This is a genomic window from Stenotrophomonas nematodicola (assembly GCF_009467805.1).
GTDB lineage: Bacteria > Pseudomonadota > Gammaproteobacteria > Xanthomonadales > Xanthomonadaceae > Stenotrophomonas > Stenotrophomonas nematodicola.
The window spans coordinates 56423-79355 of sequence record NZ_WIAY01000001.1 but is presented as its reverse complement, the minus strand read 5'-3'; the positions used below and the strand labels follow the sequence as shown (position 1 = coordinate 79355).

18 protein-coding genes and 1 riboswitch are annotated in these 22933 nt (G+C 69.0%); of the genes, 12 read left to right on the top strand and 6 right to left on the bottom strand.

What is annotated here, in order from left to right:
* Positions 1-25 precede the first annotated feature (25 nt).
* A riboswitch (TPP riboswitch) is annotated at positions 26-122 on the top strand.
* Positions 123-192: 70 nt separating this feature from the next.
* Together GDJ08_RS00325 and pnuC are read left to right on the top strand one after the other, a co-directional pair.
* Positions 193-2364: a TonB-dependent siderophore receptor gene (locus GDJ08_RS00325; protein WP_153164034.1), complete on the top strand. Its 2172-nt coding sequence runs from the start codon at positions 193-195 to the stop codon at positions 2362-2364.
* Between the two features lie 8 nt (positions 2365-2372).
* Complete coding sequence (pnuC, locus tag GDJ08_RS00320; RefSeq protein ID WP_037591263.1) at positions 2373-2951, top strand: nicotinamide riboside transporter PnuC; 579 nt, start codon at positions 2373-2375, stop codon at positions 2949-2951.
* 120 nt (positions 2952-3071) lie between these two features.
* Here the strand turns inward: pnuC and GDJ08_RS00315 are convergent, their stop codons facing one another.
* The 3 genes from GDJ08_RS00315 to GDJ08_RS00305 are packed head-to-tail and all read right to left on the bottom strand — an operon-like array spanning position 3072 to position 6387.
* A complete protein-coding gene (locus GDJ08_RS00315; protein WP_153164033.1) occupies positions 3072-3287 on the bottom strand; it encodes a heavy-metal-associated domain-containing protein in 216 nt (71 codons plus the stop codon).
* A gap of 59 nt (positions 3288-3346) precedes the next feature.
* Positions 3347-3841, bottom strand: coding sequence for a Cu(I)-responsive transcriptional regulator (gene cueR, locus GDJ08_RS00310; protein ID WP_153164032.1), 495 nt, complete (start codon positions 3839-3841; stop codon positions 3347-3349).
* 23 nt (positions 3842-3864) lie between these two features.
* Positions 3865-6387 carry a heavy metal translocating P-type ATPase gene (locus tag GDJ08_RS00305; protein ID WP_153164031.1) on the bottom strand — a complete coding sequence of 841 codons (2523 nt, stop codon included), beginning with the start codon at positions 6385-6387 and terminating at the stop codon, positions 3865-3867.
* A gap of 189 nt (positions 6388-6576) precedes the next feature.
* On the opposite strand from GDJ08_RS00305, the gene GDJ08_RS00300 reads away from it, so the two are divergent.
* The gene (locus tag GDJ08_RS00300) at positions 6577-8361 is read left to right on the top strand and encodes an FAD-binding oxidoreductase (RefSeq protein ID WP_153164030.1); all 1785 of its coding nucleotides are present in this window, start codon (positions 6577-6579) and stop codon (positions 8359-8361) included.
* Positions 8362-8608: 247 nt separating this feature from the next.
* Positions 8609-9001: an OsmC family protein gene (locus tag GDJ08_RS00295; RefSeq protein WP_026070789.1), complete on the top strand. Its 393-nt coding sequence runs from the start codon at positions 8609-8611 to the stop codon at positions 8999-9001.
* A 176-nt stretch (positions 9002-9177) separates the two neighbouring features.
* Here GDJ08_RS00295 and GDJ08_RS00290 read toward each other — a convergent pair whose 3' ends face one another.
* The 3 genes from GDJ08_RS00290 to GDJ08_RS00280 form a co-directional block, all read right to left on the bottom strand.
* Positions 9178-10008: an OmpA family protein gene (locus tag GDJ08_RS00290; protein WP_153164029.1), complete on the bottom strand. Its 831-nt coding sequence runs from the start codon at positions 10006-10008 to the stop codon at positions 9178-9180.
* Positions 10009-10096: 88 nt separating this feature from the next.
* The gene (locus GDJ08_RS00285; RefSeq protein ID WP_153164028.1) at positions 10097-14659 is read right to left on the bottom strand and encodes a YadA-like family protein; all 4563 of its coding nucleotides are present in this window, start codon (positions 14657-14659) and stop codon (positions 10097-10099) included.
* Between the two features lie 250 nt (positions 14660-14909).
* Entirely contained in the window at positions 14910-15896 is a 987-nt protein-coding gene (locus GDJ08_RS00280; RefSeq protein WP_136004895.1) for an AraC family transcriptional regulator, read from the bottom strand.
* A gap of 90 nt (positions 15897-15986) precedes the next feature.
* Between GDJ08_RS00280 and GDJ08_RS00275 the strand changes: the two genes are divergently transcribed.
* The 8 genes from GDJ08_RS00275 to GDJ08_RS00240 all read left to right on the top strand — a co-directional run bounded on the left by GDJ08_RS00275 (position 15987) and on the right by GDJ08_RS00240 (position 22932).
* Positions 15987-16238: a hypothetical protein gene (locus tag GDJ08_RS00275; protein WP_153164027.1), complete on the top strand. Its 252-nt coding sequence runs from the start codon at positions 15987-15989 to the stop codon at positions 16236-16238.
* A gap of 317 nt (positions 16239-16555) precedes the next feature.
* Positions 16556-16735: a Flp family type IVb pilin gene (locus GDJ08_RS00270; protein WP_017356197.1), complete on the top strand. Its 180-nt coding sequence runs from the start codon at positions 16556-16558 to the stop codon at positions 16733-16735.
* Between the two features lie 104 nt (positions 16736-16839).
* A complete protein-coding gene (locus GDJ08_RS00265; RefSeq protein ID WP_017356196.1) occupies positions 16840-17385 on the top strand; it encodes an A24 family peptidase in 546 nt (181 codons plus the stop codon).
* Between the two features lie 68 nt (positions 17386-17453).
* Positions 17454-17870: a hypothetical protein gene (locus tag GDJ08_RS00260; protein ID WP_051008608.1), complete on the top strand. Its 417-nt coding sequence runs from the start codon at positions 17454-17456 to the stop codon at positions 17868-17870.
* A gap of 22 nt (positions 17871-17892) precedes the next feature.
* A complete protein-coding gene (cpaB, locus tag GDJ08_RS00255) occupies positions 17893-18921 on the top strand; it encodes a Flp pilus assembly protein CpaB (RefSeq protein ID WP_153164026.1) in 1029 nt (342 codons plus the stop codon).
* 20 nt (positions 18922-18941) lie between these two features.
* On the top strand, positions 18942-20297 hold the full coding sequence (locus GDJ08_RS00250) for a type II and III secretion system protein family protein (protein WP_136004901.1): 1356 nt from the start codon (positions 18942-18944) through the stop codon (positions 20295-20297).
* Positions 20298-20320: 23 nt separating this feature from the next.
* Positions 20321-21595 carry a CpaE/TadZ family protein gene (locus tag GDJ08_RS00245; RefSeq protein WP_229296403.1) on the top strand — a complete coding sequence of 425 codons (1275 nt, stop codon included), beginning with the start codon at positions 20321-20323 and terminating at the stop codon, positions 21593-21595.
* Entirely contained in the window at positions 21580-22932 is a 1353-nt protein-coding gene (locus tag GDJ08_RS00240; RefSeq protein ID WP_153164025.1) for a TadA family conjugal transfer-associated ATPase, read from the top strand. The genes GDJ08_RS00245 and GDJ08_RS00240 overlap by 16 nt, the downstream gene beginning before the upstream one ends.
* The last annotated feature ends 1 nt before the right edge of the window (position 22933 follow it).

Below are 22933 nucleotides of genomic sequence, written 5' to 3'. Positions count from 1 at the left end.
ACGCGCGCCAATTGGTGTGAAATAGCCGCTGAAGCGGGGGTGCCTGGCAAAAACCAGGCTGAGAGAGTCCCTTGGAACCTGATCCGGTTTGCACCGGCGTAGGGAGCTTTGAGCAGTGGGCGCAGGGACCGTTGACGGTCGATGCGCGCGCGCCGTCGCTTCGTCTCCTTTTGCTGGCTGATGACGAATCGAATGAACCGCTGCTATTCCCCTGCGTTGCTCACCGTCGCATTGTGCGCCGCCCTGCCGCTGTACGCGGCCGAACCTGCCCCGGATTCCGCCGACCGCTCGCCGACCGAGCTGGCTGCGGTGCGCGTGCAGGCCCGCCAGCCGGCCGCCGATACCGCGCAGTCCACCAGTTTCGGCGCCGGCGACTGGAAGAGCACCCCGGCCTCGGTGACGCGGCTGGATCGGACGCAGATCGAACGCCGCCACCTGCGCACCCTGTCCGAGATCGGGACCCAGGACGCGTCGCTGGGCGACAGCTATGCCCCGGTCGGCTACTACCAGAACATCGCCATCCGCGGTTTCGCGCTGGATACCGCCACCGGGTACCGGTTCAACGGCCTGCCCATTGCCGGCGAGCAGCGGCTGGCGCTGGAGAACGTGCAGACGGTGGAGATACTCAAGGGCGAAGCCGGCCTCGCCGCCGGCGTGATGTCGCCCGGCGGCATCATCAACTACGTCGGCAAGCGTGCCGCAGACGTGCGCACGGCAACCCTCGGCACCGATGCCGAAGGCTCGCGCTATGCCGCTGTGGACGTGGGCCAGTGGCTGACGCCGCGTTTCGGCGTGCGGGTCAACGCCGCCTGGGAGGACACCGCCTCCTACATCGACCATGCCGACGGTCGCCGCATTTTCTATTCGGTGGCGGCCGACTGGCTGATCGGCGAGCGCGGCAAGCTCGAGGTGGACGCCAACTACCAGACCAGCGCGCAGCGTTCGGCCTCCGGCTACCAGCTGCTTGGCGCCACGGTGCTGCCGCGCGGCGTGGACCGGTCGCACATGCTGGGCCACCAGGCCTGGCAGCAGCCGGTGGGCATCGACAGCACCAACATCACCGCGCTGCACACCTATGACTTCAGCCCGGACTGGCAGTCGCGCGTCTCGGTCAGCCACAGCCGCACGGTCATCGACGACAACGTCGCCTTCGCCTACGGCTGCTACTACGCCGCGTCCTGCGCCGATGGCAGCGTGCCGGGCAACTACTTTGGTCCGGATGGCGCCTACGACATCTACGACTACCGCAGCCCGGACGACACCCGTCGCAACCAGGCCGCACGCGCCGAGCTGCGCGGCACCCTGCGGAGCGGCCGCGTCGAGCACGCACTGACCTTCGGCGCGGAGACCTTCCGGCGCACGGTGGACAAACGCCGCAACGTCAACGAATACGTGGGCACGGCCAACATCAACGACGCGCAGGTGCCGCAGTTCGCGCCGTCGCCCCGGCAGCCGGGCGCCTCGGCGCGCCGCCTGGACAGCCGGCAGAATGCGGTGTTCGCGCTGGACCGGATGCGCCTTGGCGACGACTGGGAATGGCTGGCGGGTGGCCGCTTCGTACGTCTCAACGAGCGCGCCTACAGCAAGGCCGGCGTCCCCGAACGCCACAGCCGGCTGTCGCGCTTCCTGCCGCAGACCGCGCTGGTGTGGAAGGCCACCGACGAGGTCAGTGCGTACGCCAGCTACGTCCGTGGCATCGCGCTGGGCCAGGAAGCCCCCTTCTGGACCAGCAATGACGGCACCTTCCTTGCACCGATGCTGTCGCGCCAGGTCGAGGTGGGCGTCAAATTTGCCTCCGCCGATGCGCTGACCCTCGGCGCGGCCCTGTTCCGCACTACCCAGCCCTACCAGTACGCCATGCCGGACCGGAGCGACGCCGGCTTCACGTTCGTCCAGGCAGGACAGCAGGTCCACACCGGACTGGAACTCACCGCACAGGGCCACCTGACCGAGCGGCTTGAACTGAACGCCAGTGCCAGTGTGCTGCAGGCGCGCGCGCACGATACCGGCACTGCGGCCCACGAAGGCCATCAGCTGGTCAACGTGCCCAAGGTGCGCGCCACGGTGCATGCCGATTACCAGGTGCCGTCCGTGCCGGGTCTGGGCGTGACCGGCGGCTGGCGCTATGCAGGCGCGAACGTGGCCACGGTCGACGGAGCGGTGCGTGCACCGGCCTACCACGTGTTCGACGTGGGCGTGCGCTATCGCCATCTGCTGCGCGAGCGGCCGGTGACCTGGAACCTCACGGTCGACAACGTCACCGATCGCTTCTATTGGCGCGATACCGGCAGCAGCGCCGGCGACTACTACCTGTTCGCCGGCGCACCGCGCCAGGCGCGCCTGTCGGTGACGTTCGGGCTGTGAACGCCGCCGTGCTCGAGTGGACGGCGGCGATCGTCAGCATGGCGGGCGTCGCCATGATGGGGCGCCGCTGGATGATCGCCTGGCCGGTCGGCCTGCTGTCGGTGGCCCTGTATGCGCTGGTCTTCATCGAGGCCCGCCTGTACTCGGACACGCTGCTGCAGGTGGCCTTCGGCGCGTTCCTGGTCTACGGCTGGCTCAGCTGGCGCCGGCATGCGGTGGAAGACGGTGCGATCGTCATTGCGCCGCTGTCGGCTCGCCATGCGTGGCGCGACCTGGGCATCGGCGTGGTGTCCGGCATCGCGCTGGGTGCGGCAATGCACACCTTCACCGATGCCGCCCTGCCCTGGCTGGATGCGCTGCTGGCCGCACTGAGCCTGGTGGCCCAGTGGTGGCAGGCGCGCCGGCACGTGGCGGCGTGGTGGCTGTGGATCCTGGTCGATGTCGTGTACGTGGGCATGTACCTGGTCAAGTCGCTGCACGTGACCGCCGTGCTCTACCTGGTCTTCGTCGGCCTTGCGGTGATGGGCCTGCGGGCCTGGTCCGCCGCCGCTGTTCCGCCGGCGCCCCTGGCAGCGCGACACCGCTGAACAGGGGCCGGCGGCGCCGTGCCGGCCGGCCCGGCCAGGCGTCCCCACAGGGACGCCTCCGCCGCGAGCGAGGGCAGGATCACCAGGAGGTGATGCCGGGCATGCATTGCGGTACCCCGATCAGCTGCGCGCGGCATCGGGCCGCGCGGTGTGCGGGTACCCTGCCGCGAGCAGGGCGGCCAGCAGGACGCTTTCATCGCGTTCCGACCGGACCTCCACCGAGCGCGCGGACGGATCGGTTTCGATGCGGGCCCGAGGATCGGCATCGAGCAGCGCGCGGGTCACGGAATGGGCGCAGCCGCCGCAGGTCATGTTGGGAATGTGGAACTGGAACATCGTGTCTACCTGTTGAGTGAAGGTGTCCGATCACTCTCCGGCCTGACAGCATGGCAATGTCAACGGTTTTTCCGTGTGCCGGTGCGGCGTGACGGCACCGGCGCATCGACGCCGAACAACGGCGCTCTGCGCGCCGCCGGCGGCGTCTGCGCCACCGCGTCGACGGCCGGTTCGGCCAGGTCGGCGATGATCGGGCAATCGGGCCGGTCATTGCCGTGGCAGTGCTCGGCGAGGTGTTCGAGAGTGCCGACCATCGCCTGCAGTTCGTCAATCCGCGCCTTCAATCCGGCCACATGCGAGAGTGCCATCGCCTTTACATCGGCGCTGGCGCGGGTGCGGTCGCGCCACAGCACCAGCAGGTCGGCGATCTGTTCCACCGAGAAGCCGAGGTCGCGCGCACGCCGGATGAAGCGCAGGCTGTGCGCGTCCTGGGGACTGTAGTGGCGATAGCCGGCCTCCGAGCGCAGCGCCTTCGGAATCAGGCCGATCTGTTCGTAATAGCGGATCATCTTCGCCGAGACGCCGGAAAACTGCGCCGCTTCACCGATGTTCATGGCTTCACCCTCTCGTGGACCGTTCAGAGGGTACCGGCTCGCGTCGGTACATGGGGCGCCTGGAAGCGTTTGAGACGCAACGCGTTGCCCAGCACGAACACGCTGGACAGCGCCATCGCGGCCGCCGCGAAGATCGGCGAGAGCAAGGTGCCACTGATCGGATACAGCGCACCGGCGGCCACCGGAATCAACAGCGCGTTGTAGGCGAACGCCCAGAACAGGTTCTGCTTGATGTTGCGGATGGTCGCCTTGCTGATCGCGATGGCATTGGCCACGCCGCGCAGGTCGCCGGAGATCAGCACCACATCGGCCGCCTCGATCGCCACGTCGGTACCCGACCCGATCGCCAGCCCGACATCGGCCGCGGCCAGCGCCGGGGCGTCGTTGATGCCGTCGCCCACGAACGCAACGCGCATGCCGGTGGCACGCAGCTGCTGCAGCGCGGCGACTTTGCCGTCGGGCAGCACCTCGGCCACCACGTCGTCGATGCCGAGCTGGCCGGCGATGGCGGCAGCGGTTGCGGCATTGTCACCGGTGATCATCGCGACCTTGAGTCCGATCGCATGCAGCGCGCGGATCGCCTCGGGCGTGGTCTCACGGATCGGATCGGCAACCGCGATCACCGCCGCGAGGCGGCCGTCGATGGCCGCGTACAGCGGACTGCGGCCCTGCGCGCCCAGGCGCCCGGCGGTGGCGACGAACGCCGTGACATCCAGTCCCAGCCGGGTCATGTAGCGGTCCGCGCCCACCGCGACGCTGCGGCCGGCCACCGTGGCCGAGACACCAAAGCCCGGCACCGCATCGAAGTTCCCGACAGCGGCCAGCGCCAGATTGCGCTGCCGTGCGGCGGCCACGATGGCCGCGCCGATCGGATGCTCCGACTGCGTCTCCACCGCTGCCACCAGGGCCAGCACCTCGTCGGAGGCGAAGCCGTCGGCGATCTCCAGATCGGTCAGTTCCGGACGCCCCTTGGTCAGCGTACCGGTTTTGTCCAACGCGACCACGCCCACATCGCGCAGGGCCTGCAGCGCCTCGCCCTTGCGGAACAGCACGCCCAGCTCGGCCGCGCGGCCGGTGCCGACCATGATCGAGGTCGGCGTGGCCAGCCCCATCGCGCAGGGGCAGGCGATGATCAGCAACGCCACCGCGTTGACCAGCGCGAAACTCAGCGCCGGTGCGGGCCCGAACAGCAGCCACACCACGAACGTCACCACGGCGGCGGCCATCACCGCCGGCACGAACCACAACGTCACCTTGTCCACCAGCGCCTGGATCGGCAGCTTGCTGCCCTGCGCCTGCTCGACCAGGCGGATGATCTGCGCCAGCACGGTGTCGGCGCCCACCTGGGTGACCTCGAAGCGGAACGCACCGGTGGTGTTGATCGTGCCGCCAACCACGCTCGCCCCGGCCTGCTTGGCCACCGGAACCGGTTCGCCGGTGATCATGCTCTCATCCACGTAGGAGCTGCCGTCGACCACCGTACCGTCCACCGGCACCTTCTCGCCCGGCCGGACCAGCACGACATCGCCGGTCACCACCTGGTCGAGCGCGATCTCCTGCACCTGGCCATCGCGTTCCACCCGTGCGGTCCGGGCCTGCAGCCCGACCAGGCGCTTGATCGCCTGCGAGGTACGCCCTTTCGCGCGTGCTTCCAGTACGCGACCGAGCAGGATCAGCGTGACAATCACGGCCGCGGCCTCGTAATAGATGTTCGCGGTGCCGGCCGGCAGCACCTGCGGTGCGAATGTCGCCACCAGGGAATAGCCATACGCGGCCGCCGTACCGACCGACACCAGCGAATTCATGTCCGGCGCGCCCCGCAGCAGTGCCGGGATGCCCTTGCGGAAGAAGCGCAGGCCCGGCCCGAACAGCACCAGCGTGGTCAGCACGAACTGCACATACGCGTTGGTCTGTCCGCCCAGGGTGTGCTGCACCCAGTGGTGCAGCGCTGGAATCAGATGGGCGCCCATCTCCAGCACGAACACCGGCAGGGTCAATGCCGCTGCCACTGTCAGCGCACGCCGCAGCGAGCGGTCCTCCGCTTCGCGGCGTTCGGCGTCCTCGTCGGCCGACTGCGTGGTGCCGGCCGACACCGCCTGGGCGACATAGCCCGCCCGCTCGACTGCCGCGATCAGGTCGGCAAGGGCCACCGCGCCGTCCAGGTGGCGCACCCGCGCACGCTCGGTGGCGAGGTTGACGCTTGCCTCCAGCACTCCGGGCACCGCCGTCAGCGCACGCTCGACGCGACCCACGCACGACGCGCAGGTCATCGCCTGGATCACCAGTTCAGTGGTGGCGGCGCGCACCTTGTAGCCGGCATGCTCGATCGCCGCCGCAACCGCCGGTGCATCGGGCACACCCTCAAAGGTGATGTCCGCGCGTTCGGTGGCCAGGTTGACCGACGCCTGACGGACGCCCGCGACCGCGGCCAGCGCGCGCTCGACCCGGCCAACGCAGGACGCACAGGTCATGCCGTCGACGGGCACGCTGATGCGCACGCTCGCGGACGGGTCGACAGGGGGAGCAGGAGTGGCGCTGGGCGACATGGCGGCCTCGGAACGGGATTCGGGAGATCAAGGGTAAAGATTCCCATCATGGGAAGGTCAAGCCCGTCCCTGCCCGGCCGCCACTCGTCCCACAGGGGCCTGCATTCGGCCCCGGCCCAATGACGGCGGGCCTCGCCGGGCGGACACTGGCCCCTGAACAGATGGCCCGGAGGCCGAGGACACACCGCCATGAAACGACGCGACTGCCTGAAGGCCGGACTGGTACTGCCGCTGCTCCCCCTGTTGTCCAAGACCACCGCCCCCCTTCCACCCCGCCTGCCGAGGGTGCGTCCGGGCAGCGCGGGCTGGCCGTGCGATGCCGAGTGGGCGCGACTGTCACGGGCCGTCGGCGGTCGTCTCTCCCTTCCGCAGTCGCCCTTCCTTGGGGACGCAACCGCGCGCGCCGAGGCCCTGGCCCAGATCCACAACCCGTTCTACATCGGCGACCAGCCGGCACTGACCCAGACCAGCGGCTACTACGGCGCCTGGCGTTCGGTGCCCAGTGCCCGGGCGATAGCCGCGACCAGCAGCGAAGATGTTGCCGCAGCGGTCAATTTCGCCCGCCGGCACCGGCTCCGGTTGGCGATCAAAGGCGGCGGACACAGTTACCACGGTACCTCCTGCGCCCCCGATTCGCTGCTGGTGTGGACCCGGGCGATGAACCAGGTGGAGGTGCACGACGCGTTCATCCCGCACAACGCGCGGGCGGGAACTGCCGCCGAGCCTGCCGTGAGCCTGGGCGCCGGCGCGATGTGGATCGATGCCTACGATGCGGTCACCACCCGGCGCGGTCGCTACGTGCAGGGCGGTGGCTGCACCTCGGTGGGCGTGGCCGGTCTGGTTACCGGCGGTGGCTTCGGCAGTTTCTCCAAGGCGTACGGCAGCGCGGCCTCGCACCTGCTGGAGGCTGAGGTGGTGACCGCCGACGGCCGTGTGCGGGTGGTCAACGCCGACAATGACGCCGAACTGTTCTGGGCACTGAAGGGGGGCTGCGGCGCGAGCTTCGGCGTCGTCACCCGCCTGACCCTCCGCACCCACGCGCTGCCGGACACCTTCGGGGGCGTTTCGCTGGCGGTACGGGCCGACAGCGATGGCGCCTGGCACGACCTGGTCGTGGAGATGCTGCGCTTCTACCGCGACGCCCTGTGCAATCCGCACTGGGGCGAGCAGATCGCGTTCCGCGGCGAACGCACGCTGCGCGTCTCGATGGTGGTCCAGGGGCTGGCCAAGGACGATGCGGAGGCCGTCTGGGCGCCGTTCCTGGCGTGGCTCCAGGCGCGTCCGGCCTATCGCATCGTCGAGCCCCTGCAGGCGCTGTCACTGCCGGCCCGCCACATGTGGGACGCGGCGTTCTTCCGCGCGCACGCCCCGCAGTTCATCGCAGAGGACACCCGCGCCGACTCGCCACCGCAGCATATGCTGTGGAAGGGCGACCAGGGCCAGGTAGGCTGGTTCCTGCACGGCTACGCCTCGGTCTGGCTGCCCTCTGACCTGCTGTCAGACGCCCGGCGTACGGCAGCGGCCACCGCGATCTGTGCCGCTGCCGCGCACATGGACGTGGAACTGCACTGCAACAAGGGGCTGTTCGGCGCGCCCGCCGGGGCGCTGGCCGCCGCGCGCGATACCGCCACCCATCCGGGCGTTCTGGATGCCTTCGCCCTGGCGCTGATCGGCAATGCGGGCGGGCCGGTGTATCCCGGTTGCGGCGGCCAGGTGGACGAGGACCGCGCGCGCAAGGGCGCCGTGCGGGTGGGCCGTGCCTACGCCGCCCTGCGCGACGTGACGCCCGACCCGGCCACCTATGTCTCCGAGTGCGACTACTTCCAGCCGCAGTGGCAGCAGGCGTTCTGGGGGCCGCACTACCCACGGTTGCTGGCCGCCAAGCGCCGCTACGACCCGGAAGGCCTGTTCGTGATCCATCACGGTGTGGGCAGCGAGGACTGGAGCCCGGATGGCTTCATCCCGCAGGGGTAGCGTGTGCGGGACGCGGTGGGTCCGTTCGCTGCAGCGTTCCCGGCCGCCCGCTTGTTCGCAACGCTCCCGTCCGCCGCTGCAGTGTGCCCCCGGGTTTTGTGCGATGCCGCCGCTGCCGCGCTGAAGGTGGGCCTTGCCGGTCTCCAATGAGCAGTCCTGCACCGGTGCATTCCAGATACGCCGGCCTGCCCCGCAACGGCACGTGCCATGCTCGGCACCTCATCCCAACCGGAAGGTGTCGCGCATCATGGCCCAGGTCCAGATCGTTTCAGACGGCCCCAACTACCGTCACCAGATCCACAGCGGAGCGCATGCACTGGTTGCCGACGAACCCGCCAGTCTGGGCGGCCAGGGCGCCGGCTTTGCCCCGTTCGACCTGTATCTGGCCGCGCTGTCGGCCTGCACCGCGATCACCCTGCGCATGTATGCCGAGAAGAAGGGCTGGGAGCTGGGCGAGTTCCGTGCCGAACTGAGCTCGCGTCGCGACGCCGCCGACCGGCTGGTGGTGCACCGGGTACTGCACGCCAGCGCGCCGCTCACCGATGCGCAATGGGCGCGGCTGCTGGAGGTGGTCGAAAAGACGCCGGTCACGAAAGTGATGCGCGAAGGCGCCACCATCACCAGCGAACGCGGCGTCTGACGCCGCGCCTTGGCGGAGAAGAATGGCCCGGCACGCCGCTCCCAGATCGATGACGGGGGAGACATCTCGCTGTGAAAGCGGCGGGCCGGGACAAGGGGGTGCGCACGGCGTGCACAGGCAGGCCGGTACGCGGAAGGAAGGGGACCGGAACGTGTCTCTGCGCTGGGCCAGCGCGATCAGCGCGGTGTGGCCATCCCCGACAGTTCCACACGGCGGTTCGGCGCCAGGCAGGCGATCAGGGCCTTGCGTCCTGCCGAATCGCACTGCACCAGCGGGTTGGCCTTGCCACGGCCTTCGGCGATGATCGCCGCCGCCGGCACGCCCCCCTGCACCAGTGCATCGCGGACGGCCTGCGCCCGGCGCTGCGAGAGATCAAGGTTGTAGGCATCGGTGCCGATGCGGTCGGTGTATCCCAGCACCTGGATGGTCTGCACCTGGCTGGCGCTGCGCACCTGCGCCAGCAGGCCCTCGATGCTGCGGCGCCCTTCGGCGGTGAGCACCGCGCTGTCGAAAGCGAACAGCGCATCGGCCGACAACCGCAGTGGCTCGGCGGGCATCACGACCGGGGCCGGCGGCGGCGGGGCCGGCGGCTGCAGGACCGTCGCGCAGGCAGCCGGTTTCCAGTGGCTGTCCTGGGCGATGCCCTTGTTGTCGAAGGTGACCATGAACTGGCAGGTGAAGTAGTCACCGCCGGGCGTGCTGCGGAAATTGAACAGGTAATTCCATTCGCGCACCCCCCACATGCCCTCGCCGAAATGCGGCGTGCCGAGCAGGCTGTAGAGCTGACGCTTGCTCATGCCGCGCGCGAACAGGCGCAGGCTGTCGATGTCCACGAACAGCCCTTCCTTCAACGTGGCCTTTCGCGGGTCCGGGAACGCGGGGGCATCGGGCGCTGCGCTACCGGCCTCCTGCATGCCCGGACCGTCGGCCTTGCGCCCGTGGCTGGCGCAGGCACTGAACAGCAGGACCGCCAGCCCCAGCGACAGCGAGCGCAGCAGCGGTGACATGGATGTGGATGATGTGGACATGCGATCCCCCTGGATAGGTGCAGGTAGCCAGCCGCTGAGCGCCGGCGGGTGCCGGCGCCCACGGCGATCACCACTGGATGCCGGCGCCCACGGCGACACCGCCGTCGCCGCGACTGTTGGTCGACCCGCTGAACTTGTAGATCCAGCGGCCGCCTTCGGAGACGCCCGAGATGCCCACCGCCACCCCGGATTCGCCGTTGAAGCTGCCGGCGGCCAGCGAAGCCATGCTGCGACCGGCCTCGTAGGGCTGCGGCAGCGCCGCCACCGCCATCGCCGAGGCGACACCGGCCGAGGCACGGTTGTCGGTCTTCTGCAGGTTGCGGTCGAACGAATCCATGCGCTGATCGGTATACGCCTTGGACCAGTCGAGCGTCTGGCTCAGCCCCGAGCGCAGCTGGTCCACATTGACCGCATCGGTACCGGCAGTGCCGGCGGCGACGTTGCGCACGGTGGTCGGGCCGGTAGCGGTGCTGCCCAGGGTCACGCTGTTGAGGTTGGTGGTGCCGTTGACGTTGGTGTCGTAGCGCAGCGTGCCCTGCTGCGAGGCCTGCAGCTGGCGCACGTTGACCGCGTCGGTGGCCTGGCTGCCATCGGCGACGTTGGCAATCTGCCGTTCCGCACCCACGCTGCCCACCGACACGGTATTGGCCCGGTTGGCCACCGAGCCTGCGCCCAGCGCCACCGAGTTGTCCGCCTGCGCGCTGGCCCCGTTGCCCAGTGCGGTAGCGCTGCTGCCTGCTGCCGTGGCCCCGGCACCGCCGGCGGCGGCATTGGCGCCGGTGGCCGACGGCTGTGCCAGCCCTTGGGTGTTGTTGACCTGGAACATGCCCGACGTGCCATTGTTGATGTTGGTGATCTGCGTGTCGGTGTAGGCCTTGGACTGGTCGATGGCGTAGTTCACGCCGTTCTGCAGCTGGCCGACGTTGACCGCGTCATAGCGCTCGGAGCCATCGGCCACGTGGGTGACCTTGCGCTCCGCGCCGCTGCTGCCCACCGCCACTTCACCCACCGAGCTGCTGGCGCCGGCGGCACCGTAGGCGCCGGTATAGCCGCTCTGCGCCCCCACGCTTGCCACCGAGCCGCTGCCCAGAGCGATGCTGTTGTCTGCCGAAGCGCTGGCGCCATCGCCCACGGCCACGCTGCCCGCACCGCCGGCGCTGGCCAGCGGTCCGATCGCCACGCTGTTGGCGCCGCTGGCGGCGGCGCCCCGCTTGAGCGAGTTGACCTGCACATACGGGCTGCCGGCACCCGGCTGGATCTGGTCGATGCGCGTGTTGAGCGTGGTCAGCGACGCATCCACCGCTGCGAAGGCCGTTGTGACGTTGCTGTAATCGTTGCCGACCACGCTGCCGTCGGTGGAAATCGTGGAGATGCGGAAGGTCGGCGCAGTCCAGATGCCCGTGTTGCCGTCAAAGCTCGTGGTGCCGCCGAAGTAGCCGACCAGCGCGTTGTTGGTCTGGAACAGCTGGTTGCCGGTCACCGCCGCGCGGCTGCCGGCCAGCACGCTGCCGTCGGCGAGGTTGTCCAGGCCCACCGCCGCACCGGTGCCGTCACCGGTCAGGGTGATCTGGTTGGTGGCATTGCCCGAGGCATCCACGTCGTACTTGACCGCCAGCTTGTCGATGGTGTCGGTCTGGTCGGCCACGTTGGCCAGCGACTGGCTGACCGCATCGAATGCACTGCCGACGTTGTCGTACGTGCCCGGGGTGACCTGCCCGTTGGTGGCGACCTGGTTGATCGTATAGCTCGGCGCGGTGAGCACCCCGCTGGCATCCACCGCGGCACCGCCGCCCAGGTGGGTGGCCACGGCCTGGTTGGCCGCGAACAGCTGGGCGCCATTGATCGCTTCGGTGCTGAGGGCACCCACCACACCGGCGCCGATGTTGCGCAGCGTGGTCGGCCCGGTCCCGTTGCCGAGCGTGGCGCTGGCGAAGTTGAGGCTGCCGTCCGGATTCTCGTCATAGCGCAGGGCACCCTGCTCGGACGCCTGCAACTGCCCCAGGTTCACCGCATCGGTGGCCTGCGTGCCGGCCGCGACATTCACCACCTGACGCTCGCTGCCCACCGCACCCACCGAGACCGTACCGCTGCGGTCGGCCACCGCCCCTGCGCCCACTGCGATCGCGTTGGCCGCCGTTGCCGTGGCGCCCGTGCCCACCGCGATGCTGTCCAGACCGGCGGCGCTGGCGTCGATGCCGGTGGAATTGACCTTCAGGTAGCGGCTGCCTGCGCCGTTGCGGATATCGGTGATCTGCGTATTGAGATTCACCAGCGAACCGTCCACCGCCGAGAATGCGTCGGTGGCGTTGTCATACACGCCCTGCGCGACCGCCCCGGTGCTGGAAATGGTGCTGATCTGGAAACTCGGCGCCGTCCATGCACCCGTCGCCGGATCATAGGCGGTGAGGCCGCCGAAGTAGTCCACGATCGCCGTGTTGGTGCCGAACAGCTGGTCGCCCGTGACCGCTTCGGTGCTGCCCGCCGCCACCGCACCATTGGCCAGGTTGCCGAGCGTGGTGGTGCCGGTACCCTCGCCCAGCGTGATCCGGCGATAGTTGGCATTGCCGGCGCCGTCGTCGTCGTAGGTGACCGCAAACGCACTGACCGCATCGATCTGCGAGATCGCGCCCTGCAGCTGGGCCACGTTGACCGCATCGTTGGCCGCGCTGCCGGCGGCCACGTTGGTGATCTGCCGTTCGCCACCGGCAAAGCCCACCGATACTTCACCGGCCGAGACCTGCGCAGTGGTCAGCCCGTAGGCGCTGTAACTGGCCTGCGCGCCACGGTTGGCGGCCGAGCGATAGCCCAGCGCCACACTGTTGGCCTGGCTGGAGGTGGCCTCCGCGCCCAGGATGGTCTGCCCGTTGGCCGTGCCGCGGGCACTGTCGCCCACCACCACCGAATGGCCCATGCGGGCGGCGTAGTCCGCCGTGGGTACGCCGGTCGGATCGGTCGGGTCGTTCACCCCGTTCCCGGGGAAAGCAATATTGGCGTCCTGGCGCGGCAGCTCATGTCGTGCGTTGGCGCCGATCACCACTTCCTTGGAGCCGTTGGCGTAGGCGCCATCACCCACCAGCACCTGGTAGTCCTGCGCCGCGTTGACCGCCCAGCAGTCCACGGTCGCCACCAGCAGGTTGACGCAGGTGTTGGACCACGCCGGCGAGCCGTCCGGCAGCAGGAGTCCGAGCAGACCGTTGGGCTTGCCGTTGTTGATATTGAAAATGTAGCTGTCGGAGGTGACACCGCCGATCAGCGTCAGGTGCGAGGCACCGCCGGTGGAGGCGGTGCCCAGTCCGTCGAGCAGCGTGCCGACCGGGGTCAGATTGACCGTCGGAATGCCCAGCACGTTGGTCACCGAGTACGTCTGCATGACGTTGGCGCTGCTGACCGCCAGGTTGCCGTTGCGCACGTAGCCATCGCCACCGAGCAGGCCCTGCGCGGTCGGCCCCACCAGCTGCGACAGCGAACCGACCAGCCCGCCGGTACCGATGACCAGGCCGGCATTGGGGTCGGCGGGCGCCGGTCCCTTCGGGCTGCCCGGCGGGAGCGCGGTCGGGGCCGGCAGCACGGTGCCCACCACCGGCTGGAGAATCCCGCCCACCGTGTTGCCCACGCCGCCCAGCAGGTCACCCACGGTGCCACCGACACCATCGAGGACGCCGCCGACGGTGGTGCCCACACCGTTGAGCAGATCGCCCACCCCGCCGAGCAGGCCGGTCGGGGCAAGCGTCATCGAGCTGGTCTGTCGCGCGGCGGCCGAGACGTCCACGAGCTTGGGATTGCGGTCGGCCGCATCCACCCCGTGGCCCAGTGCAGCCACCTTGACGCCGCCCGCGGCGGTGGCGGCCAGCGAGGCGGCCACCGTGTCATGCGCAGGGGGGGCGTCCGCCTGCGCCAGGGCATCCACCTCCACCGTGACGTCGGCATCGACAGTGGCCACCGGCGTTGACGCCTTCACAGTGGCAGCGCTGTTGACCGCCGCGGTCACAGCCGCCGCGCCAGCGCGCGGTGCCAGGCCTGCGGCGGCCGTGGCCTGTACATCGACCTGCGCCTGGGGAGCCGCCGTTACGCCTGCCGCCTGCACGCCCGCGGCGGCATCAACCTGCACCCCCAGCCCCTGGTGCGGCACCGGGACCGTCGGCGCGACGCCAAGCGTGGCCTTCGCCACCGGCGTGTCAACGCGTACATCCACGCCCAACCCGGCCAGCGTGTCGCCGCTGCCAGGCAGCGCGATGCGCCTGGGCAGGGACAGCTCCACCTTGGCAGCATCCGGTGCGGCGACGTTGCGGGTGCCGAGGGCGAGATTCACATTGGCCTGGGCGCTGAGCGCAGGCGAGGTGTCGCGGGTATGCGTGACGGCTGCCAGCGCGGCCTCGGCGTCGATCTTGACCGGCAGTGGCGCGTACTTGGCGGCCAGTGCCTGGAGATCGTTGAGTGTCTGGCTTTCGCCGGCCCATGCGCCGCCGCTGCACAGCGCAAGCGCCAGGCCGATCGACAGGGCCGACAGCGGCACGCGAAGGTGCACGCGGACCGGGCCCGCCGCCAGACTGCCACGCGAGGTGGCGATTTCCGAGACGACCACCAGGGCCTTCAGTTGATGGTTCCAGACCAGACGAAAGATGCGATTCATGACGGTATTCCCCCGTTTGACGATCGATGCGGACTGCGGCGTCCATGCCTCTGGGCACGTGGGACCCATTACAGTCGCCGCGTCGAGCGCCGCGCACTTCATTCCGGCACGCCAACAGCGGGTTCCGGCAAAGCAACGGGGAAAACCGGCAGGCGAATGCGCAAATACGGCAGAAAGCCACCGGAATCCCTTGCAGGGCGGCGGCTTGCGTGGGTGAGCGGGGGACGGCGGCCGGCGGCCCGCCGATGACTCAGGCCGGGCTGCCGATCTGCGCCGGGGCCCGCATCAGGGTGTCGCGGGGCAGCTCACCGAAGACACGACGATAATTGTCGGCAAAACGGGACAGATCCCACAGTCCGCAGCTCAGCGCGATCGCCTTGACCGACTTGCGACTGGAATCGGCCATCGACAGGCCACGGCACGCCGCGCAAAGACGCAGCATCGACAGATACCGGTTCGGCGAGGTACCAAACAGGTCTTCAAATGCATAGCGCAGTGCGCGTTCGCTGACGCCGGCCGCGTCGCAGATTTCATTCATGTAGATATAGCGACGCAGATTGAGACGCATGAAATGCTCGGCGCGCTGCGCGATCAGATAATGCGTGCGCCGCGCCCGGCTGCAGGTGGGCCGATCGCCCGGGCCGGCGGCCAGCAACGCCTGCACATGCGCGTGCAGCAGCGTTTCCACTGCGTCATCGGCCAGTGCCACGCCCTGCCCACCCAGCGATTCCTCCAGGTGCCGGTACTGCTGCACCAGCCGGTGCACACCGACCCCGCCGGCTGGATGGAACAGCGACAATGCCTGGCCTGCCGGTGGCGTGCTGAGAAGGCTCAGCTGGGTCAGTTTTCGCTGCACCCGCTGCATCGGCGCCAGCAGCAACGTCAGGCGCGTGCCGGCACTGAACGTGAACTCGCTGATGCCCTCCGGCAACACGGTCAGCGCCATCCCGGACGCCAACGGAACACCGTGGCACCAGCTCACCCCTTCATCGGTGTCGTGGACATACCCAAGCAGACACCAGTCGGGCGGCAACATGAAACGCCCACGAAAGTGAAAGCCGCAGGCCAGCGTGCAGAACAGTGCCTCGTCATGCACCACCGCATCGACGCTGGCGCGGGGACCATTGCCATCGAGCAGCACCATCTCGACGTCGCACACCCGCAGCACACCGCCCAGCGTGGCCAGGTCGAACGCCCTGAGGTTGTCGCCCATGTCGCCCACTACACCATCGACCATGACAGTGATGCCCCCCGTTGGCCCGGTGTGCATCGCGCATCACCGGTTTCCCGTCTCCAAGAACTGCCCGCGCTCCTCGCATACTGCAAAATGCTGCTGCGCATTTTCGACGAGTATGCATCAATCCCCACACACGAAGACAAAATCGATGGCCGGAAATTCCGCGAATTACGTCGCTTTCACCCGGCCATCACATTATCTCGACAATTCATTCACCTTCCGGATATTAAATGGGAGCCAACGCAGAACGGTTCAGTCACCGGCAACGCGGGGCTAAAGTTCGGATTATCCGTGCCGATTTTGTGCATCACAGCCCTTCGCATTCGCCGAGCATTTCGTTGAATTTCGATGACGCCACGCGCGGCGCCATCGCATCACGGGGGAACGTCATGGACAGGCAGGCAACCGTAGTCGTTGCTTCCGCCGGCAGCCAGCAGCGGCTGCGGCATCCGGGCTGCGCCTTGCAGGCGCTTGCGTTCCGCCAGGCACGGTTGCAGCCGGGATAGTCCGGCCGGCATCGGCGACCCGCATGGGTCGCTCCCCTGCGCCAGGACGTGCGCAGGCCAGCGGAAGGCCCTCCGCGGAGTCGGAACGACCTTCTACATCGCAAGGCAGCTGCTGCCCATCCGGGCCCTGATAGGTAAATGGAGATAACCGTCATGAACGCATCCATCCGCAAGTTCCTGGTCGAGGAAGACGGCGTCACCGCACTGGAATACGGCCTGCTCGCCGCGGTCATCGCCGGCGTACTCGTTGTTACCGGCCGCGCCCAGATCACCGCCTTCTTCACCAATCTGTTCACCCGCCTGACCGCACTGGTCGATTCCGCTGCGGCCTGACCGGTAACAGCGCGCGTCGGTCTGCCCTGACTGCCGTTTTCCCGGCGGCAACGGTGGCGTCTGGCCCGCGGTCCATGTTGATACCGCACAGGGGGATTGTGCCCATGTCGTTTCTTCCCCTACTGGCGCTGCTGCTCGGCGTACAGGTCGCCATCAGCGACCTGTACGCCCGGCGCGTCTCCAACCGCGCCCTGCTGCTCGCTGCGGCCGCCGCGGTGGCCTGGCTGTGCGTGCAGTGGGCGGTCACGCGGACCGGCGCGCCCACTGCCCATGTACTGGGCGCTGTGGCAGGTCTGGTCGCGCTGTTGCCGTTCTACGCCATCGGCTGGATGGGCGCCGGCGACGTCAAATACTTCGCGGTGCTCGGCCTCCTGCTCGGCTGGACCGCGCTGCTGCCGGTCTGGATCATCGCCAGCCTGTGCGCGGGCGGACACGCGCTGTGCATCTATGCCGTTCGCCGTGTGCGCCCGATGATCCCGCTGCGCCTGCAGTTTCTGCGCGATACCACCCTGCAGCACCTAGAGCATCACCCCGCCGCCGACCAGATCCGCCGCGCCCGGCAGGGCCGCGTGGGAATCCCGTTTGCAGCCTATCTGTCGCTGGGCGCCCTGCTCTGGGTTGTCCGGAACACCTATGCGGTGTCGCCGTGACGACCGCGCGCAATCCGCCCGGCAGCCGGCGCCGCCAAGGCGGGATCGCCACGCTCGAGTTCGCGCTGATGCTGATGTTCGGGCTGTTGCCGCTGCTGCTGATCACCTACTCCGGAGTGATGCTGATGGCTGTGCAGCAGACCCTGTCGATGGCATCGGCCGAGGGCGCGCGCGCGTCGCTGCGCTACGCCGCGCCGGACCAGCGCCGACTGGCTGCCTGTGTGGCCGCTCGCCGCTCCATGCAGTGGCTGCTGGCCTACGCCGGTCAGAATCCGGACTGCGCCACCAGCGCCGCGCCGCCGATCATCGTGTCCGCCCCGGCGCCATGCGCCGACCTGCCCAGCGCGCAATGCATCCAGGTACGGGTCAGTTACGACTACCGCGCCAATCCGTTCCTGCCGGGTACCGGCACTGTCTATGGCTGGGTCGTATCCCGGCCCATCACCAGTACCGCCGTGGCCCAGCTGGACCAGGGCAGCAACTGATGTCACTTCCAGGAGACGCCGCATGCTCAAGTTGACCCGCATTGCCGCCGTGTTGCTGATCGCGTTGGCGGCAATCCTGGCGGTGGTCGCCTTCAGCGTCAGCCGGCGTGCAGGCGAGGCGCCGGCCGCACCCGCGCAGACACGTGCCGCCGAGGCGCAGACCTGGCCGGTGGTGGAGGCCGTCAACGCCCTGCCCGCCGGCCTGCCGATCGCGGCCAAGGACCTGCGCGTGGCCGGCCGCGCGCAGCCGGTAGCCGGCGGGTTCACCACCGTGGCCGACGTCGTTGGCGCCGTGCCGACCCGCGACATCGCCGCCGGCACCGCTCTCGATGGCCTGGTCATCGCACAGGGCTACGCGCTGCGCCTCAATCCGGGCGAGCGCGCGCTCGCAGTACCGGTGGACGAACTGGTGGCTGCGGGCAACCGCATCCAGCCCGGCGACTTTGTCGATGTCTTCCTCAATCTCCGCTCGACGCCCGGTGTCCGCGACGACGGCGATGCACAGGCACGCCTGCTGCTCTCGCGCCTGCGCGTGCTCAGCTATGGTGCGGACGATCTCGGCACGCCCGCCCCCGCGTCTGCTACCACCGACACACCCTCGCCTGCCGACAGCCGCGCGCAGGACATCACCCAGCGCCCGTCCAGCAGCCGTGCCAACGACGCCTCGAGCACCGCGGCGGCGCGCAGCGCGGTACTGGCGGTGCCGGTGGCGGATGCCAGCCGCCTGCTGCTGGGCGCGCAGCAGGGCAAACTGTTCCTGGCCCTGCGCAATCCGGCGGACGTCGGCCAGCCGGACCTGGCGCTGTTCGCGCAACCTGCAGGGGTGCTCGCCCCGCGCCGCGAGCTGACCCCCGAGCAGCGGCTCGCACTGCAGTCGCCCGAGAACGACGCCTACGCCGGTATCGACAGCGCCGCGCTGGCCGGCCGTAGCAGCGCCCGCCCGGTGCCGGTGGCATCGACGGGCAGCGCGCCCCGCCGCAGCGCACCGCGCCTGGACCGCGGCGTGGAGATCATCCGCGGCGACGCCGCCTCCCCCAGCGGCTCGCCATGAGCCACCTGCCGAGACAGCCCATGACCCAACGCCCCACCCCTGCGTGCCGTCTGTTCCACGCCCGAATCCCGGGCGGGTGGCTGCTGCTGGCGCTGATGCTGGCACCCTCCGCTCACGCCAACGCCGACCTGGTGCTGCAGACCCGCGAGCAGCGGCCGTGGACACTGCCGACCGACCTGGAACGCGTGGCCATCGCCGATCCCGGCGTGGCCGATATCGTGATGCTGCGCGGCCCGCGTCAGGCGCTGCTGGTCGGCAAGGCCCCGGGAACGACCACGCTGCTGCTGTGGCGACGCGACAACAGCGAGCCGCAGCGCATGCAGATCGACGTGCGCAGCGCCGTGCAGGGCGCGCTGGGTGACGGCGCCGGCACCCGGTTGACCGTACAGGACGACCAGGGCCTGCTGCAGGGGGTGAGCCCGTCGATGCTGGACCACGCACAGAGCCGCAAGGCCGCCGCAATGGCCATCGGCAAGGAAGGACAGCTCGCCGATGTCGCCACCATCGCCAGCGGCGGTGTGGTGCAGGTCGAGGTCAAGGTCGTGGAGTTCAACCGCACCACACTGCGCCAGGTCGGTGTGAGCTTCTACAACAGCAATGGTGGTTTCACCTACGGGCTCACCCGCCCCGGCGGCATTCCGCCCACCACTGACGACGGCGGCTCAGGCAACGGCGGCGAGACCACGGTAACGCTCAATCCGCTGTCGTCGGCATTCAACCTGGTCGCCAGTTCACTCACCCACGGCTGGTTGGCCAACCTGGACCTGCTGCAGAGCAACGGCATGGCGCGCGTGCTGGCCGAACCCACGCTGGTGGCATTGTCCGGGCAGAGCGCCAGCTTCCTGGCCGGCGGCGAACTGCCGATTCTCGAACCGCAGGGGCTGGGCACCACCACGGTCACCTTCAAACCGTTCGGCATCGGCCTGACCGTCACGCCAACCGTGCTCAGCGCCGATCGTATCGCGCTGAAGGTCGCGCCGGAAGCCAGCGACCTCAACTACAGCACCGGCATCGCCTATAACGGCGTGCTGATTCCCTCCATCACCACCCGTCGCGCCGACACCACGGTGGAACTCGGCGACGGGGAGTCGTTCGTCATCGGCGGTCTGGTGAGCAATGCGGTCAGCTCAAACGTGGACAAAGTGCCTCTGCTCGGCGATCTTCCGATCATCGGGTCGTTCTTCCGCAACCTCAATTACAAACGTGAGGAGAAGGAACTGGTCATCATCGTCACGCCGCGGCTGGTCCAGCCACTGGCCAAGGGCACCGAGCTGCCCCTGCCCGGCCAGCGTGAAGCGGCGCCGAACCAGCCGGTCTGGGGCGCGTGGCTTCTGGGGCCGGCGTCGTCGGACCAGCTCCCCGGCTTCTCACGCTGAGCCATGCCAGGACGCCCCCCGCCATGTCCACCGCCACCATGCATCTGGTTCACCCCCGGGAGTCGGCCATGAAGCTGGTGCTGTACGCGCGGGATCGTGACCTGGTGTCGCGGCTGACGCCGCTGCTGCCCGCCGCCGCCGACGTGCAGTGGCAGGACAGTGGCGCGCCTGCCGCCGCGCTTGAACCCCTGCGTGATACCGGTTGTGTGCTGCTGCTGGACTTCCGCCACGAGCAGGCCGCCTTCTCCGCCGCACTGGTGCGCCAGGTGCAGGCACAGGCACCGGAGCTGCCCCTGGTGGCGGTGGGCTCCACGGCAAGCGACCAGCTCGCCGGGGTGGTGGCAGCCCTGCGCGCCGGGCTGCGCGATCTGATCGACCTGGATGCCCCGCCGCACGAGATCGAGGCGGTGCTGCGCCGCGCCAGCGCCACGGATGCATCGGTTCGCGCCCCTGCGGCAGTCGCGCACAAGGCGCGCATGGTCCTGCTGCTGGGCGTCCGCGCCGGCGTCGGTTGCAGCACGTTGGCCGCGCATCTGGGCGTGCTCGCCCAGCAGGCTCACAGTCCGTTGCTGGCACAGGAGGAGGATCCGCCGCCCGTGGCGAACCATCTGCTGCTGCTCGACCTCGCGCAACCGGCCGGCGACCTGGCGCTGTACCTCAACCTGGACAGCAGCTTCCATTACGACGATGCCCTGCGCCATGCCAGCCGCATCGATGCCACGCTTGCCCGCACGGCCATGACGCGTCACCCGGCCGGCCTGGCGCTGCTCGGTCAGGCGGCCGGCACCGACGGCACGCCGATGGCCGATCCGGCCGTACTGATGCAGCGGCTGCGTGGCATCTTCGACACCCTGCTGTGCGACCTCGGCGGCGCCTGCGTGCGCCAGATTCCGGTGTCGCTGCTCAACAGCGCCGACGACATCTGGCTGGTTGCCGATCAGGCGATCGGCACCCTGGTCTCCCTCGATCAGGCCCTGACCCAGCTCGAGCGCGTCGGTGCACGCGACAAGCGTCTGCAACTGGTGATCAACCGCTTCGACGATGCCAGTGGCATCAGCCCGGCACAGATCGCCACCCGCTTCGGCCTGCCACTGCTGGCCACCCTGCCCGACCGCGCCCGCCTGCGCTCGGCGGCCAGCCACGGCCGGCTGCTGCTGCAGGAGGCTCCACGCGATCCGTATCTACGCGCCCTGGCCCCGCTGCTATCCCGACTGGATCCCGCCGCTGCCCCTGCGGCACGCAGTTGGCGGGAACACCTCGCCCTTCGTCTGAGTGGTAGCCAATGGAAGACAAAGTGACCCCGTTCGCGGTACCCGCCGCGCGCCACGATCCGCCCGCCGATCCGGGCGCGGCGGTGCTGCCGTTCGAGCAGTCCGAGGAGTACCAGAAGGTCCTGATCGCGGCGCACGAACACCTGCTCAATGCGATCGAGGACGAACGCATCGACATCGACGCCTGGGCGCCGGACACGGTCGCACGCTACGTGCACATCCAGACCGCCGCGTTCGTGCAGGAGTGGCGCATCCCGATCAACGAGATCGAGAAGGACATCGTTGCCGCCGCGCTGGTCAAGGAGCTGACCGGTTTCGGCCCGCTCGACGACCTGCTGCACAACCCGGAGATCGAGGACATCCTGATCAACGGTTACAAGGACATCCATGTATCCCAGGGCGGCATGCTCAAGCGCGCACCGCAGCGCTTCAGCGATGACAGCCACCTGCTGCGCATTCTGCGCCGCATCCTCGCCCCGCTCGGCCGGCGTCTGGACGAATCCAACCCGATGGTGGATGCGCGCCTGCCCAACGGCGGCCGCCTCAACGCGATCATCTCCCCGCTCGCCGTCGACGGTCCGATGGTATCGATCCGCAAGTTCCGCAAGGATCCGTTCACCCCGGACGAACTGCTGCGCATGGGCACCTTCGACCGCCCCATGCAGGCGCTGCTGCATGCGATGGTACTGGGTCGATGCAACATCCTCGTCTCCGGCGGCACCAGCTCGGGCAAGACCTCGCTGCTCAATGCGCTGGCCAATTACATACCGCCCACCGAGCGGGTGATCACCGTGGAGGACACGGCCGAACTGTCGCTCAACCATCCCCATGTGGTCCGTCTGGAGAGCCGCATCGGTGGTGCCGATGGCAACGGTGCCGTGAGCATCCGCGATCTGGTCCGCAACAGCCTGCGCATGCGGCCGGACCGGATCGTGGTCGGCGAAGTACGCGGCGCCGAAGTGCTGGAAATGCTGCAGGCGATGAATACAGGCCATGACGGCTCGATGGCCACCATCCACGCCAACTCGCCGCGCGATTGCCTGTACCGCATCGAGATGCTGGCCGGCTTTGCCGGCTTCCAGGGCAGCGAGGACAGCCTGCGACGGCAGATCGCCAGCGCCATCGACTTCATCGTGCAGATCTCCCGCCTCGGTAGCGGTCGCCGCGTTCTGGTGTCGATCACGGAAATCACCGGCGTCAGCGACAACCTGATCACCACCCAGGAAATGTTCCGTCACGAAGTGCAGTTCGATGCCGACGGCAAGGAGCACGATCGCTGGATCGGACTCGGGTTCCAGCCGCACTCGCACAAGCTCGAACCGTTCCGCCGGCAGTTGCGCGAGGCCCTGGATGGAGGCTACTGAC

What these genes read in the sequence shown, in the direction of transcription:
- GDJ08_RS00240 (WP_153164025.1), top strand. Translation starts at nt 21,580, where the DNA reads ATGGAAGACAAAGTGACCCCGTTCGCGGTACCCGCCGCGCGCCACGAT.
- GDJ08_RS00305 (WP_153164031.1), bottom strand. Translation starts at nt 6,387, where the DNA reads ATGTCGCCCAGCGCCACTCCTGCTCCCCCTGTCGACCCGTCCGCGAGC.
- GDJ08_RS00285 (WP_153164028.1), bottom strand. Translation starts at nt 14,659, where the DNA reads ATGAATCGCATCTTTCGTCTGGTCTGGAACCATCAACTGAAGGCCCTG.
- GDJ08_RS00295 (WP_026070789.1), top strand. Translation starts at nt 8,609, where the DNA reads ATGGCCCAGGTCCAGATCGTTTCAGACGGCCCCAACTACCGTCACCAG.
- GDJ08_RS00275 (WP_153164027.1), top strand. Translation starts at nt 15,987, where the DNA reads ATGCTGCTGCGCATTTTCGACGAGTATGCATCAATCCCCACACACGAA.
- GDJ08_RS00265 (WP_017356196.1), top strand. Translation starts at nt 16,840, where the DNA reads ATGTCGTTTCTTCCCCTACTGGCGCTGCTGCTCGGCGTACAGGTCGCC.
- GDJ08_RS00250 (WP_136004901.1), top strand. Translation starts at nt 18,942, where the DNA reads ATGACCCAACGCCCCACCCCTGCGTGCCGTCTGTTCCACGCCCGAATC.
- GDJ08_RS00245 (WP_229296403.1), top strand. Translation starts at nt 20,321, where the DNA reads ATGTCCACCGCCACCATGCATCTGGTTCACCCCCGGGAGTCGGCCATG.
- GDJ08_RS00280 (WP_136004895.1), bottom strand. Translation starts at nt 15,896, where the DNA reads ATGGTCGATGGTGTAGTGGGCGACATGGGCGACAACCTCAGGGCGTTC.
- GDJ08_RS00290 (WP_153164029.1), bottom strand. Translation starts at nt 10,008, where the DNA reads ATGTCACCGCTGCTGCGCTCGCTGTCGCTGGGGCTGGCGGTCCTGCTG.
- GDJ08_RS00315 (WP_153164033.1), bottom strand. Translation starts at nt 3,287, where the DNA reads ATGTTCCAGTTCCACATTCCCAACATGACCTGCGGCGGCTGCGCCCAT.
- GDJ08_RS00300 (WP_153164030.1), top strand. Translation starts at nt 6,577, where the DNA reads ATGAAACGACGCGACTGCCTGAAGGCCGGACTGGTACTGCCGCTGCTC.
- cpaB (WP_153164026.1), top strand. Translation starts at nt 17,893, where the DNA reads ATGCTCAAGTTGACCCGCATTGCCGCCGTGTTGCTGATCGCGTTGGCG.
- GDJ08_RS00260 (WP_051008608.1), top strand. Translation starts at nt 17,454, where the DNA reads ATGCTGATGTTCGGGCTGTTGCCGCTGCTGCTGATCACCTACTCCGGA.
- GDJ08_RS00325 (WP_153164034.1), top strand. Translation starts at nt 193, where the DNA reads ATGAACCGCTGCTATTCCCCTGCGTTGCTCACCGTCGCATTGTGCGCC.
- cueR (WP_153164032.1), bottom strand. Translation starts at nt 3,841, where the DNA reads ATGAACATCGGTGAAGCGGCGCAGTTTTCCGGCGTCTCGGCGAAGATG.
- GDJ08_RS00270 (WP_017356197.1), top strand. Translation starts at nt 16,556, where the DNA reads ATGAACGCATCCATCCGCAAGTTCCTGGTCGAGGAAGACGGCGTCACC.